Source organism: Paraflavitalea devenefica, from assembly GCF_011759375.1.
Taxonomy (GTDB): Bacteria; Bacteroidota; Bacteroidia; order Chitinophagales; family Chitinophagaceae; genus Paraflavitalea; species Paraflavitalea devenefica.
In genome coordinates this window covers 727,393-742,639 of the sequence record NZ_JAARML010000002.1, presented here as the reverse complement: position 1 = coordinate 742,639, position 15,247 = coordinate 727,393, and the positions used below count along the sequence as shown (strand labels likewise).

8 protein-coding genes are annotated in these 15,247 nt (G+C 48.1%); 7 read left to right on the top strand and 1 reads right to left on the bottom strand.

From position 1 onward, the window contains the following. Positions 1-3 precede the first annotated feature (3 nt). The 4 genes from HB364_RS12630 to HB364_RS12615 all read left to right on the top strand — a co-directional run bounded on the left by HB364_RS12630 (position 4) and on the right by HB364_RS12615 (position 6,432). A complete protein-coding gene (locus tag HB364_RS12630; RefSeq protein WP_167288335.1) occupies positions 4-1,866 on the top strand; it encodes an IPT/TIG domain-containing protein in 1,863 nt (620 codons plus the stop codon). Between the two features lie 28 nt (positions 1,867-1,894). Continuing rightward, complete coding sequence (locus HB364_RS12625; RefSeq protein ID WP_167288334.1) at positions 1,895-3,400, top strand: S41 family peptidase; 1,506 nt, start codon at positions 1,895-1,897, stop codon at positions 3,398-3,400. A 93-nt stretch (positions 3,401-3,493) separates the two neighbouring features. Then, the gene (locus tag HB364_RS12620) at positions 3,494-4,054 is read left to right on the top strand and encodes a biliverdin-producing heme oxygenase (RefSeq protein WP_167288333.1); all 561 of its coding nucleotides are present in this window, start codon (positions 3,494-3,496) and stop codon (positions 4,052-4,054) included. 2 nt (positions 4,055-4,056) lie between these two features. Next, positions 4,057-6,432 carry a TonB-dependent receptor gene (locus tag HB364_RS12615; protein ID WP_208419941.1) on the top strand — a complete coding sequence of 792 codons (2,376 nt, stop codon included), beginning with the start codon at positions 4,057-4,059 and terminating at the stop codon, positions 6,430-6,432. A gap of 81 nt (positions 6,433-6,513) precedes the next feature. Here the strand turns inward: HB364_RS12615 and HB364_RS12610 are convergent, their stop codons facing one another. Continuing rightward, on the bottom strand, positions 6,514-7,440 hold the full coding sequence (locus HB364_RS12610; protein ID WP_167288332.1) for a Nif3-like dinuclear metal center hexameric protein: 927 nt from the start codon (positions 7,438-7,440) through the stop codon (positions 6,514-6,516). A gap of 403 nt (positions 7,441-7,843) precedes the next feature. Between HB364_RS12610 and HB364_RS12605 the strand changes: the two genes are divergently transcribed. The 3 genes from HB364_RS12605 (at position 7,844) to HB364_RS12595 (ending at position 15,192) form a co-directional block, all read left to right on the top strand. Further along, positions 7,844-13,228 (top strand): Ig-like domain-containing protein, encoded by a 5,385-nt coding sequence (locus tag HB364_RS12605; RefSeq protein ID WP_167288331.1) that lies wholly within the window; start codon positions 7,844-7,846, stop codon positions 13,226-13,228. 11 nt (positions 13,229-13,239) lie between these two features. Next, the gene (locus HB364_RS12600; RefSeq protein ID WP_167288330.1) at positions 13,240-14,304 is read left to right on the top strand and encodes a PorP/SprF family type IX secretion system membrane protein; all 1,065 of its coding nucleotides are present in this window, start codon (positions 13,240-13,242) and stop codon (positions 14,302-14,304) included. Between the two features lie 72 nt (positions 14,305-14,376). After that, a complete protein-coding gene (locus HB364_RS12595; protein WP_167288329.1) occupies positions 14,377-15,192 on the top strand; it encodes a helix-turn-helix transcriptional regulator in 816 nt (271 codons plus the stop codon). The last annotated feature ends 55 nt before the right edge of the window (positions 15,193-15,247 follow it).

Here is a 15,247-nt window from a genome sequence, read left to right as displayed (position 1 = left end):
AGAATGAGTCAATCAATCAATAAATGGATGGCAGCAGGCGCTTCACTGCTGCTGGTGTTGGGTAGTTGCAAAAGAGAGTATGTGGATGCGCCACACCCCTACAATGAAATAACATCATTTAAGATCGCTTATGATACAGGCAGTCTGAAAGCTGCCGTTACCAATGATAGCATAGTCGTTTATTGGTCGGGATTCAAAGCCGTTCCCGACTCGGTTGCTCCCGTTATTACCATTTCGGAAAATGCTACCATATATCCTGCATCCGGGCAAAAGATCGCCTTGAAAAGCGGCGTAAAATATACAGTTACTGCGCAGGACAGCAGCAAGGCCACCTATACCCTTTACCTGAAAGTGTACCAGGATGAACCTGTGACAACCAGCAACAAATTCAGTTTTAATGTAAAATCGGCCTGGCGCATAGATGGTTTTGCCAACCTGATACCGGATACTTCCCTCACCCGCCTGTACGCCATCAATGCTGCCGGACAGGAGGTGAACCTTCCCATCGCATCAATGGATGCAACTACCATCTATGCAAAACCGGTACCTATAGCGCTAGCCGATACCGGTTACTATAAAATAAAGCTGGTCAATAATATCTATACAATATATAGCAGTGATTCAGCAGTAAAGGTGTATGCCCGCCCGGTCATTACCACTTTCAGTCCTGATAAAGGAGCGGCCGGCGACGAAGTAACGCTGACGGGAGAATATTTTGGTACTACGCCTGCCGACAACACAGTAACCTTCAATGGAGTAGCGGCTACCGTAACAGCAGCCAGCTCCACCCAGCTGAAAGTGTTGGTACCTGTTGGAGCAAGCACCGGCAATATAACCGTAACAGTAGGACAATACAGCCGTACCGCTGCAACACCCTTTACGGTGCTCAGTGCCGCCGCTACTACCGTAACTACCCTTGCAGGTGATGGCGCCAATGCTTCGGTGGATGGTATTGGCACAGCCGCCTCGTTCCGTACCATTACAGGATTGGCTATTGATCCTGCAGGCAACTTATATGTAGTAGAGAATACCCATAAGATACGGAAGGTAGATGCCGCTACAGCAGTCACCACTTTTGCCGGTTCCGGTGCAAGAGCCTATGCTGATGGCACTGGTACAGCCGCCTCCTTCGATTCTCCGGTAGGTATCGCTATAGGTACAGATGGTAATTTATACCTGCCCGATTACTGGAACCAGCGTATCCGCAAAATAAGCCCTGGCGCCGTGGCAACTACTTTGGCGGGCAGTGGCACAAGAGGTTTTGCAGATGGAACGGCGACAACTGCTATGTTCTCCCTTCCAAGAGATGTGGCCGTGGATGCTAATGGCAATGTGTACATCACTGATCTTACCAATAACCGCATCCGCAAAATAAGTCCGGCAGGCGATGTAACTACCCTGGCCGGTAATGGCACCGCCGGGTTTGCAGATGGTCCGGGCGCCACTGCTATGTTCAAATCGCCCTATGGTATAGCCGTAGATGGTAGTGGCAATGTATATGTAGCCGATAATGGTAACCACCGCATCCGTAAGATAAGCCCGTCTGGCAATGTGACTACGCTGGCTGGCACGGGCACTGCCGGGTTTGCAGATGGCGCAGGTACTGCCGCACAGTTCAATACCCCCAACGGTCTGGCCATGGATGCACAAGGGTATTTATACGTGGCCGATGGCAACAACCACCGTATCCGCCGTATAAGCCCCGATGGTACAGTGATCACCTGGGCCGGTAGCGGTGAGAATAGCTTTGCTGACGGTTCCGGTTCCGAAGCAAAATTCAGCACCCCGAGAGGTATCGCTATAGATGCTGCCGGTATTTTGTATGTAACTGCAGGTAACCGCATCCGTAAGATCACGCCACCATAATCAAAATGGCAACAGACAAATAAATTATATGGCGAACCATAAACAGGGTATTCCTTTATTGCTGGCAGGATGGCTATCACTCGCTGCCTGCCGCAAAAACCAGGCAGGTGATGGCGGTACGCCATTGCCTGCCGGTACCCGTTTAGAGCTAAGCCTGGACTCCCTTTACCTATATGCCCGGGAAACGTATCTGTGGTATCCATCACTCCCGGCATATGCTGCTTTTGCGCCCCGCCAATATGCAACAGCGGCCACATTGGATATGGCTGCCCTGCAATCGGCCTTACAGGCTATTACCAACCAGGCCATCAATCCTGCTACCAATCAGCCTTATGAATACCGGCCCGGCTATCACCAGCCCTTGTATTCCTATATCGCCAAAGGGAATATTATCACCGGCCGTTCCGCTTCGGTAGGACTGGATGGCGCCGGCAATGATATGGGTCTGGGTATTGCAGTAGTCAACAACACGCAGGTATATATCCGTTATGTAGAACAGGGATCTCCGGCTGCCGCCGCCGGTCTCGAAAGAGGGATGCAGCTATTACAGGTAAACGGCGCCCCCGTTTCCACCAATCCCTTCGTGCTGAAAGACATGCTGGAATCATCCTCCCTCTCGTTGCTATTGCAAAAGCAGGATGGTGATACGCTGGAGGTAATACTCAATCGCGCTGCTTATACAGCCTCTCCTGTATTAAAGACAACCATCCTGGATGCCGGCAGTAAAAAAGTAGCTTATATAGCGCTTGCCAGGTTCAGTCATCCCGATAATGCACAGGCAGCATTGAAAGCAGCCTTCGACGCCTTTTCCGGCAAGGACATTACCAATATGGTGATTGACCTCCGGTATAATGCAGGAGGCTATGTGGAAACTGCTGAATATATGACCAATCTGATAGCGCCCGCTGCCATCAACGGCGCCGTTATGTATGCAGAGCATTATAATACCTTACTGCAGCAGGGCAAAGCCCCTATCCTTAAACAGATCCCTTACCTCGATGAAAACCGGCAGCCGGTATATGTGAATGGCAGGCCGGCCACGTATGCCGATGCAGATTACTCCGTAAAAGGCAATACCCATCACTTTGAGAAGAAGGGTGCGCTTACCGGTATAAAAAGTGTTGTCTTCCTGGTGAGTGGCAGCACAGCATCCGCCGGTGAGTTACTGATCAACTGCCTGAAGCCTTATGTGGATGTGAAGCTGGTGGGCAGCACTACCTATGGTAAACCGGTAGGCTTTTTCGGTATTGGCATTGACGTGTTTACTGTTTACCTGTCGCAGTTCCGGATCCTCAATACCTCCGGTGAAGGCGATTACTATGCAGGATTGAACCCTGACTTCCCGGCAACCGATGATGTAACCAGGGATTTTGGCGACCCGGAAGAAGCCTGCCTGCAGCAGGCATTGGCATACATCAGCAAGAGCCCGTTCCGGACCGGCGGGCAGGAGGCTTTGCCAGTTACTGTTAAAACGATCGTTACAGAAGAAGCTACCTTTACAGGTATGATAGAAAGACGCCGGCCCTTAAAATAAACCGGATTTGATATAAATGAAACCGGATTTCATCACCAGGAACATTGATCTTGTTCCAATATTTGCGACAATTAAAAATTAAAAACCAAACGTATGCTCAGCACCAATATTAAAGAAGCTACCAAAACAGCACACCAGCAATTAGAGAAAAAAGTGGTACTGCAACTCAAGGCCATCCGCAGTAATGCGGATTATGCAGCGCTGCTCAAAAATTTCTATGCCTATTTCAGCCAGGTAGAAAAAGCCATTGCACCGTTCATCACCCCGGAGTTGTTACCTGACTATAAAGACCGTCGCAATTCATCTTACCTGAAGAAAGATATAGAAGAACTGGGCTTTACGGTTGATGATCTGCCCGCGGCCACTGCTCCTGAAATTTCCGGCACATTATCCGCATTGGGGGCACTATATGTAATGGAAGGCTCAATCATGGGCGGCAGCATTATTGTGCAGATGCTGGCCAAAGGCGGTATTACACAAGGTGTTTCTTTCTTTTCAGGATACGGGCCTGCTACCGGTGAAATGTGGGGGAAGTTTATTGCAGTGCTCAACCAGCAGGCAGTAACAGCAGGAGATGAGTCAGCAGCCATCGAAGCGGCGAATGCCACCTTCAACCGTTTTGGTGACGTATTTGAACCCGCTAAAGCATTATAAGAATGCTCCGCACACTCACCGTATTTTTTGTAGTGACCTTTATACACACCGGGTTGTTTGCTCAGCAAGGCATACTCAAAGGAATTATTGTTAATGAAAAGGGAACAATACTTCCGGGCGCTACCATCCGCCTGGAGCCTGACCGCCATTTGAAACAGGCAGATGCCAAAGGCGCTTTTGTGTTCAGAGGGCTGTATGAGGGTACCTACACGATGTATGTGAGTAATGTAGGTTTTATTACCGATACGCAGGAAGTAGCCATTCAGGCGGGCGTCACTACCGCTGTCGTCATCCGGCTAAAGCCGGGCGTGGGTGAAATGCAGGAAGTAATTGTAGCGGCTGATATTAAATCTTATACTCCCGACAACCTGCTCAATATTCAGCAATCGGCCATGCCGGTAACGGTCATCACGCGCGAGACCATCGAGCGGATGGGCAGTCGCAGGCTGGACGAATTGCTGAAAGAGCAAACAGGCCTGGCCGTGGTAAGTGATATCAGCGGCGGCGCCCGGGCCACCGGCATACAAATGCAGGGATTCGGATCGGAATATGTAATGGTACTGATAGATGGTCAGCCTATGGTAGGCCGGAATTCAGGGAACTTTGATCTTTCCCGGATCAGCATCACCAATATTGAAAGAATAGAGATCATTAAAGGCGCATCCTCCTGCCTGTTCGGTAGTGAGGCGCTGGGCGGCGCCATCAATATTGTTACCCGTTACGGCGCTATACAACCGCAGGCACAGGCCTCCCTGCAATATGGCAGCCTGAATATTGTAGATGCGACGCTGGAAGGAGAAACTCCCTTTGCCCATAAGCGTGGATCGGCCAACCTGTCGGCCAACTATTACCACAGCGATGGTTTCAATACCGATAAACAATATATTTCACAAGGCACCACCGCCCCACCCTATGACGATTACAGCGTACAGGGGCGCGCCCGCTATCGCCTCAGCAAGAACGGAACTGTAGGTATGACAGGACGATATGCCCTCCGCCGGTCGTTCATGTCAAAAATATTCACTGGGTCAGGAGGAGGTCAGGCCAATACTTCAGGAGATAACCAGGACGTAACAGATATCAATCTCTCCGGTTATTATAATCACAACTTCAACAATGGACTGCGCAGCATGAGCCGGTATTATTTCACCCGCTATGTATCTGACATGAGCGTGTTGTGGCAACAGGGCAGTACAGCCAGTGCTGAACAATTTGCCCAAACCCTGCACCGTTTTGAACAACAGTTTGCTTATGCACCCTGGCAGGCAGTGAAATTAACAGGTGGGTTAGGTGGCAGCCTGGAGATGATGGATAATAATGCCTATACCCATGCCGCTGATATGACGGCAGGTTTTGCTTACCTGCAAGCCAACTGGCTACTGCATTCAACCACGGAACTAACAGGCGGACTGCGGTACGACAGGCATAATAATTACGGCGGACGATTCAATCCCAGCCTCGGCCTGCAACAAAAGATCACTTCCTGGCTTACCGGTAAACTGGCAGCAGGAACAGGTTTTAAAACACCCGACTTCAAGAATCGTTACCAGGTATTCCTGAACCCGCTCAGCAATTATATGGTGGTGGGTACTGAGGTATTGGGTGAGACATTGAAGCAACTGGAAGCAGCAGGACAGATATCTGAGATCCGCCAGCACCTGTTGCAACAACTGGATGGCAACCTGCAGGCTGAAAAATCCACCTCCCTCAATATGAGCCTGCTGTTCAAGCTGAACAATACTTTCAAACTAGAAGCCGGTGTTTTCTATCATGATATCCGTAACCAGATCAACAGCATACAGGTGGCTACCGGCAGCAATAACCGGCAGATATTTACTTACCAGAATTTACCGAAGTCTGTCAATAAGGGCGTAGAAGCCTCCTGCTCCTGGACTCCAATAACAGGCCTGGAGATCAATGGCGGTTACCAGTATTTAATAGCCAAAGACAGAAGTGTGGAAGTCAGTATCCGGGCTGCCAACTGGCCCTGGAATAAAGTACGCAATAATGAAACAGGAGAAACGCGTAGTTCCATTCCCTCAGATTACTGGGGCATTGAAAACCGCTCACGCCATATGGCCAACCTGCGGGTATTTTATTCCTGGCGTGCAGCAGGTATCAACGCTTCCTTTAGAGTGAATTACCGCGGTAAGTATCCTTTTGGCGATGCCAATAACAATGCCTTCATTGACCGTTATGATACTTTTGTAGAGGGCTTCTTCCTGCTGAATGCATCTATTGAAAAAAGGTTGCTGAAAGATCATCTCAGCCTACGAATCACTGCCGATAATATCACAGATTATACCGACAGGCTTATGCCTGCACAACCAGGCCGAATCGTGCTGCTGGGCGCGGTTTATCGCTGGCATATGGATTAGTTATGCCTGTGCTTCCGCAGCGTCCCCTGCGGGAGACACTGCGGGGAAAGTAAAGTAATGGGAGACTCTGCGAAGAAAAAGTTACAACCAGGTAAATGGATCACCGGATGCAATATGAGTGATCTTGAGCTGCGGCAGTTTAGGTTGCAACCAATCTACGAAGTATTCCATGCCAGGTTCTTCACTTACACTATGTCCCAATATCAGTAAGGCAGTCTTTCCACCCATCAGGCGGTGATCTCTTATGTATTCTGCTGTTTCCCATTCCGCCACCTCCCCCACGATCAATACATCAGGCTTTTCTGCTTCTGCTGTGGACACCTGCCGTTGTCCGCCCCAGGCGCCGGGCAATAAAGCAATGCGCGAACAGGATTGTTCCGGGTTGCCGATGATGCGCACGTGTGCAATGCCCAGCGATACTTTGAGGTGCTGCACCAGTTGCTGCAGGGATAGAACGGGAATGGTGAGCATCACCTCTCCTGTTTTATAGTAAGAAAGCCAGTTGGCTTTTTGGGCTACGCCATAACTGATGGCATCCGGGCTCAGGGCATGGCAATAATCATGAAACCGCCAGACGACCATATTGTGTTTTGCCAGCAGCTCCTGTTTTTGTTTTACGACTGTATTGTCTTTCACCCAGGCCGTATCATCCCGGTGATTGTAGAAGGTAGGTTCATGTACTATAATGAAATTGGCTTTCAGCCGGGCAGCTTCTTCGATGACGTTGGTGGTGGCAAACATGGTAGTAACAATACCCGTGACGACCTGGTTGGCTTTACCCGCCTTGATGGTATCCACTGTATTGCTGAGGGGCGATAGTCCACCTTCTTTTAAAATGAGGTTGATGATGTCCTGTACCGTGAATGATTGTTGGTTGGATGGATTATCCGCAGCACCACAGGCAAGTGGTGTTGCCAGCAATGCCAGGCTTCCGGCGGCAGCAGCGGCCTGGTTAAGAAATGCGCGCCTGTTTACAGCGTCGTGCCAGGGGAAGGAGGAAGTGGTCATATAACTTGATTGTATGTATAAATATAAAACATTGTGGCGGGCAGGAAGCCGGAGGTTATAGTTCAACTACAAGGCAATATTAAATCATTTTCATTCTTGACATAAGTCAATCAACTATCCTATACAGTGGAGTTACATAGGGAAACCACAGATTTAATACACTTTGTATAATTTATTTTATCCATGTCTTTGCACGAAACAAATAAAGATTGTACTTTAGTGACGTTCGTCAACCCTACCTTCTTGCCAGTTTTCCCCAAACCTATGTAAATCTTCCCAGGGCTCAATTACGGCATTGATACCATTCCCCCTTTATAAATTGGGATAGTAGCTATTTCATGACTGAATCACTTTAACCCTAACTGCCACCCAGTTTATGCATGCATTTTTTTTACGCTCCTGTTTGCGATCGAAGAAACCTGTTTTACTCATTTTCTATAGTACCATTTCTTTACTGCTCGGAAGCTTTGTCTCAGTCCGGGCGCAGGCGCCAACCGTTACCTCTTTTTCTCCTTTAACGGTATGCCAGGGACAATCTGTTACGATAACCGGCAGCAATTTCATAAACGTTACCAATGTAAAATTAGGCAGTAGTAATGCTGCTAACTTTACTGTCAACAGCCCTACCAGCATCACTGCCACGGTGGCTGATGCTGCTGCAAACGGAACGGTGACAGTAACCAACCCTGACGGTACCGGCACTGATAATGTTACCTTAACAGTCCTGCCTTCTCCCAAGCCTGCCCTGACAGATGTGGGTACGCGCGATGCACCTTTTACCAATTGCGACGGCAATGCCATCTACCAGCTTATAGTAAGTAACAACTCTGTAACAACGGGAACAGGCAATGCATATCAAATTGACTGGGGAGATAATACGCCATTTTTTACACAAACAGATTGGCCGGCAGGTTCGCAAACCACCCACACTTATACCAATCAGGGGTATTATAATATAGTCCTTACCATTACGCCTCCTAACAATTGTAAAAGAAGCGTGACCTACCGGTTTTATAATGGCCAGAACCCTTTAGCCAGTTTTACTACCACTACCTCCACTACCGGCTTATGTGTTCCCGCTTCTATTGAATTCCAGATCGGCAATTGGTACAATAATTCAGCAGGCACCACTTACCAGGTAAATTTTGGCGATGGAAGTCCCAACGTTACTTTATCACACCCTTTGAATGGAAGCAATACCATTCAGTTATTGTCCCATCCTTACACCACGTCTTCCTGCCCTAATCCCGATTTTACGGCAACACTAAAAGCCAGCAACGGATGTTTTACCACTACCTATACGCTCAATCAGATCATCATAAGGAAGAAGCCTATTGCGGACTTTACAACCCCGACCACCCCATTGTGTATTAATACGTCTGTTTGTTTTACCAATCAGACAACGAATGGCTACAGTGGTAATAGTTGTAATACCGCCACTACTTTTCTCTGGGATTTTGGTGACGGCACTACGTCAACCGCTGCTAATCCTCCCTGCCATGCCTATGCATCACCAGGTGTTTACACGGTTACGCTCACAGCTTCTAATACAGCGTGCGGGAATGACCTAAAAACAAAGCAGATCACCGTACTCACCACATCTCAGCCGCCTGTTGTTGCTGCTACTCCTGTAGTGTATTGCCAGGGGCAGCCAGCCGTTCCGCTTACAGCCACCGGTACCGGATTGTTGTGGTACTCAACCGCCACCGGCGGAACAGGCTCCGCCACTCCTCCCACACCATCCACTAATACACCGGGCACTACCATTTACTACGTAAGTCAGACAGAGCCTAATCATTGTGTAAGTCCAAGGGTTCCTGTTACTGTCACTGTCAATGCGCGTCCCGGCGCTCCTGTTGTAACTACTCCTGTGCAACTTTGTCAAAACCAGGCTGCCGCTCCGCTTACTGCCACGGGAACGGGATTGTTATGGTATACCAGCGCTACAGGCGGTACGGGTTCATCCACAGCGCCCACTCCATCTACTGCCGTCATTGGTAACACCACTTATTATGTAAGTCAAACAAGCAATGGTTGTGAAGGGCCGCGCGCAGCTATCGTAGTAACGGTTAATTCATTGGCCGGCGCTCCTGTTGTTACCTCACCCATTACTTACTGCCAGAACCAACCGGCTGTTCCTTTAACAGCAGCGGGAACTGGCTTATTGTGGTACACCAGCGCCACAGGTGGTACAGGTTCACCTACTGCCCCCACCCCATCAACAAGCGCCGCCGGTACTACTGTATATTATGTAAGCCAGACTACAGGATGCGGAGAGAGTCCCAGGGCATCCATAACAGTAACTGTAAATCCAGGTCCATCGGCCTCCATTAGTTATACGCCTGCAACACTTTGTAATACGGTCAGCACCCCCACTGCTCCTAACCCACCGGTAACTGTAAGCCACACGGGCACACCGGGTGGTACTTATTCCACTTCCCCTTCAAGTGGTTTACCCATCAATGCCACAACAGGCGAGATCAATCCTTCTGGTGCTACAGCAGGTACTTATACAATAAGATATACGATCGCCGGTACAGGTGGCTGTGCTACCTACACTGCTACGACCACTGTTACTGTAAACAGTTCTCCAACTGCTACTATCACTTATCCGGCTATTTGCACTTCAGATGGCGCCACCCCAGTAAATCTTACAGGAACTTCCGGAGGCGTATTTACATCAACGGCAGGTTTAACAATAAACCCAACCACCGGAATGATTACACCGTCCACCAGTACGCCCGGCACTTATACAGTAACGTATACTATTCCACCCGCTGCGCCTTGTCCCGGCTTTGTGGCCACCACCACTGTTACTATAACACTGGCGCCGGTGGCTACTATTGTTTATACGCCTGCAACGCTTTGTAATGTGGTAAATACCGCCACTACTCCCAACCCGCCGGTAGTAGTGCAACATACGGGTACACCGGGCGGTAGTTATTCCGTTTCTCCTTCCACCGGCTTATCCATCAATACAGCTACAGGCGAGATCAATCCTTCCGGCGCTACAGCAGGTACCTATACAATAAGATACGCTATCGCAGGTACAGGTGGTTGTGCTACCTACACCACTACAACAACTGTTACTGTAAATAGCTCTCCCACTGCCACTATCACTTATCCGGCTATTTGCACTTCAGATGGCGCCACCCCAGTAAATCTTACAGGCACTTCCGGAGGCGTATTTACATCAACGACAGGTTTAACAATCGCCCCAGCCACCGGAATGATTACACCGTCCACCAGTACACCCGGCACTTATACAGTAACATATACTGTTCCACCCGCTGCGCCTTGTCCCGGCTTTGTGACCACCACCACTGTTACTATAACACTGGCGCCGGTGGCTACCATTGCTTATACTCCCGCAACGCTTTGTAATGTGGTAAATACCGCCAATACTCCCAATCCGCCGGTAGTAGTGCAACATACGGGTACACCGGGCGGTGGTTATTCCATTTCTCCTTCCACCGGTTTACCCATCAATGCAGCAACAGGCGAGATCAATCCTTCCGGCGCTACAGCAGGTACTTACACAATAAAATATACGATTGCTGGTACAGGTGGTTGCTCAATGTATACTGCTACAACTGTTGTTACGGTAAATAGCGCCCCTACGGCCACTATTCATTACCAGAGTTCTCCGTATTGTGGCGGCACAAACGTTCCACAACAGGTTTCATTGTCAGGAACTCTGGGTGGAGTTTTCAGTTCCAGCCAGGGATTATCTATTAATTCCGCAACAGGCGCTATTAATCCGGCGTTAAGCATACCCGGTACGTATACCGTAACTTATACCATTGCAGCTTCACCACCCTGTCCCGGCTATGTAGCAACAGCTAGTGTACAGGTAAATGAAAGTCCTGTATTGAGCTTCCCTGTTGCTACCCGAACCATTTGTTCCGGTGGCACGGCTGCTTTTGTACCTTCTTCCACTGTTGTGAACAGTACATATACGTGGTCAGTAACTGGTCAAATTCCTGCTACTGTTTCCGGCATAAGTTCGGGAACAGCATCAGGGCCCAATCCGGTTATATCCTTGTCTTTTACAAACACCGGCAGTATTAGTGAATCACTTACCATACAGGTAATACCTGTTAACCCCACTCAAAATCCTTGTCCCGGCGCCCCTTATGCTTTAACGTTGATCGTAAATCCCGTACCTCCTGCACCGGTTACAGATACTGCCAATTTCTGTTTGGGTACACCTCCGGCTGCTTTGCAGGTAAATCCATTACCGGGTACTGCCATTAAATGGTATGATGAAAACATGGTTTTATTAAGTAATGCCCCCGTTATAAACACCGCAGCCCCTGCGAGATTCAGGTATTTTGTAACCCAGACGAACAGTTATGGTTGTGAAAGTCCTGCTGCCCCCATCGTAGCATTCGTTCATCCTACGCCCAAAATAGTAAGTTCCTCTTATACTAACCCAACAACCTGTGGGGTGCCATCAGGCTCCATTGTATTAGATGTGCTTGACCTGAATAATAATGCAATGCCTGGTGTTCCGGTATTGGTTCATTACGATAAGTTTCAAACGGCTTATACCGTTGCGGCCAGTACAGATGCCTCCGGGAAAATTACGGTACCGCTGACAGCGGGAACTTATTCGGGCATATATGTAGAAACAAGGAATGGTTGTACCTCGCAAAAAATACCAGACATATTTGTTTTACGGGACCCTTCTCCTCCCGCACAACCGGTTGCAGGATATAATCCGCCGATCTGTAGTGAGCAATTATTAACGCTGACCGCTCTTACGCCGACAAGTACACAGGCAGGCCCCATTGATTATGTATGGGTCGGCCCGGCCTTTGGGCCTTTTGCAGACACTACCAGGAATACCGTTGTATCATTCCCCTCCGCGGCCATGTCGTATGCCGGTACTTATGTTGTTTATGCCATTCAAAATAATTGTATTTCATTGCCCACGAGTTTTGAAGTAACGATCAAACAATCGCCTTCCAAGCCCGTAATTGCTACAAGAACTCCTTTATGCGTAGGAGACCACCTGCTTTTGCAGGCATATAGCTCCATGCCAGGCAATGCAACCTTGAATTATTCATGGAATGGTCCCGGACCAAGATTCCCGGTAAACACACCGAGTGTAACGATAGATCACGTAAAGATTGAAGATGCAGGTATATACTCCATCACTGTAAGCTCACCGCAAACGGGATGCAGCTCTACTACCGATACCCTAATACAGGTGGGAGATTACCCCATTGTACAATTTGCACAGGACACGCTCACCTTACCAACAGGATACCGTTTGAACCTGGCGCCTGTAATTACGAATGCAGCACAACCAGGTATTTTGCCCATGAAAAATTATACCTGGACGCCCTCACAGGATATTGACTGCAACGACGCCGCCTGTTCTTCTCCTGTGGCCACTATTAAAAACAATGTTTGTTATACAGTAAAGGCCACGAATGTATATGGCTGCAGTGGAAGCGATGTTATATGTGTGAAGGTATTTTGCCAAAACTCGCAGGTATTTGTTCCAAACGCTTTTGTTCCGCTTGGCAATGTTCCGGAGAACAGGATACTGATGGTAAGGGCTTCGGGTATTGCTTCGGTTAAATCATTCCGGGTATTTAACCGCTGGGGGAAGGTCGTATTTGAAAGAACCAATTTTGCCCCGAACATTCCGGGCATGGGATGGGATGGCCGGGTGAATGGGAAGATGGCAGATACCGGCGTATATATTTATACGGTGGATGTAATTTGTGAAAACGGGGTTCCTTATACTTATAAAGGCAATGTAACGTTGCTCTAAAATATTTACTTATGAGGCTGTATTATAAATCACTTTCGTTACTATTTATAGCATGCCAATGGGTGTTTACTGCTTTTTCGCAGGATGTTGGCTTTTCTCAATTTTATGATCAGCCACTTTTACGCAACCCTGCTTTGGCAGGCATTTTCACCGGCGATATACGCCTTACAGCATCGTACAGGAACCAGTGGCAAAGCGTTACTATCCCTTACAGGACTTTTGGGCTAAGCTCAGAAGTTAAGCTGCCTGCCAATATCGCACCTGATGACAATGTCACGATCGGATTACAGTTAATCAGGGATGTTGCCGGCACTTCTGAATTCAGCACTTTGCAGATCCTGCCTGCGGTTAATTACAGCCTGCCTTTGAGTGCAGAAAGCAATTCTTATTTGTCTATTGCATTTATGGGCGGCCTGATGCAACAGCGGTTTGACCCAACGAAGCTGGTACTGAACGATCAGTTTATTTCCGCCAGCAATGGCAGTTTCAATATCATGTCGTCTTCACGCCAGGTGTTTAACAATACAAATGTTAATTATTTCGACCTCTCCGCAGGCTTAAGCTATAATGGCGTTATCAGGGAGGATATAGATTATTTTATCGGGGCCGGCATCTTTCATCTTACCAAACCCAAGGTGGGCTTTTATGAAGGCCATACGATAACGCTTAATAAAAAGCTTGCTTTGAATTTCGGACTGGCGGCCCCCACGAGTGAAACAGATCAGTTTATTTTTTATGCCGATTATTTTAAGCAATTCAAGGAAAGGTTTACACCAGTAGGCATCAGCACTTTGCAAACCGGGTTCATGTTTAGTCATGATCTTTTCGTTTTGGGCGATGTGCAGCAAACCATTACCGGCGGATTGTTGTACCGTTTAAATGATGCGATTATCCCGGTTATACAATTACAGTTATCCAAATTAGTGATAGGCGCCAGCTATGATGTGAATATTGATAAGCTGGCGGCCGCTTCCCGGAACCGGGGCGGATTTGAGCTGGTCATATCCTATAGGGATTTTTTAAACAGCAGCCAGAAAGAGCGACGGCAGGTACTGTGTCCAAAGTTCAGGAGGTAAGGTGCTGATCCGACCACCTTCTTGTTCCGATTTATACAATTTCAGGGGCCTGATTTCCTTAATTTTGTTATAATGAGATACCAGGAGATCAAACCGGCTACTATTTTGAAGCAGTATGTAAAATGCTACTATGTCTATGAATCTGAGGCAAGTGTGGCATTTGATGATACTGTTTTTCCCAGTGGCTGTGTGGAGATCATATTTAACCTGGGTACGGGCAACTGGCAAACAGCCGTGGGGGATGATTTTATTACCACCCCGCCCATTGAGTTGTGGGGACAGATCATCAAGCCCCTGCCTATACGATCCATTGGTAAGAACACAATGCTGGGCATCCGCCTTTTTCCGCATGCTGCCGCTTATTTTCTGAATGATGAAGTGAGCCAGTTCAATAACCAGGTAGTTGATTTCAGCAGCTTATCGGGCAAAACAGTGAAACAACTGTATGCGAGGCTGCAGGAAACAGCAGACTGGCATACAAGGATCGGTTTGATTGAAGGCTTTTTGTTGCAGCAGCTTTCACTTTCCGAAGGTAAACTTCATAAAGTAGCTATCGTGAGTTATGTGATGCAGGAGATACGTCAGGATGATTTCTTCGATAATATAGAGCATGTGGCTTCCCGGTACGGTATCACCTCCCGGTACATGCAAAAGTTATTCTTACAATATACCGGCCTCACGCCTAAATTATACAGTAAGATCAACCGCTTTCAGAACAGCCTGCGACTGGTTACCCGGAAAGATGCTTCTCTCACTTCTATCGCTTACGATTGCGGTTATTTTGATCAATCACATTTCATCAGAGAGTTCAAGTCTTTTACCGGCTTCACCCCTTCCAACTATTTAGTGACACACTCCCCTATTACTTCTGCTACTGCCAATCATTAAGCAGTTCCGTTTTATACAATTTCAGGTTTCACTGCCGTGATAATTTTGTTACAGT

Bases quoted from the DNA above. Each gene is read 5' to 3' on its own strand.
- HB364_RS12595 (WP_167288329.1), top strand. From the start codon at position 14,377: ATGAGATACCAGGAGATCAAACCGGCTACTATTTTGAAGCAGTATGTA.
- HB364_RS12600 (WP_167288330.1), top strand. From the start codon at position 13,240: ATGAGGCTGTATTATAAATCACTTTCGTTACTATTTATAGCATGCCAA.
- HB364_RS12610 (WP_167288332.1), bottom strand. From the start codon at position 7,440: ATGACCACTTCCTCCTTCCCCTGGCACGACGCTGTAAACAGGCGCGCA.
- HB364_RS12630 (WP_167288335.1), top strand. From the start codon at position 4: ATGAGTCAATCAATCAATAAATGGATGGCAGCAGGCGCTTCACTGCTG.
- HB364_RS12615 (WP_208419941.1), top strand. From the start codon at position 4,057: ATGCTCCGCACACTCACCGTATTTTTTGTAGTGACCTTTATACACACC.
- HB364_RS12625 (WP_167288334.1), top strand. From the start codon at position 1,895: ATGGCGAACCATAAACAGGGTATTCCTTTATTGCTGGCAGGATGGCTA.
- HB364_RS12620 (WP_167288333.1), top strand. From the start codon at position 3,494: ATGCTCAGCACCAATATTAAAGAAGCTACCAAAACAGCACACCAGCAA.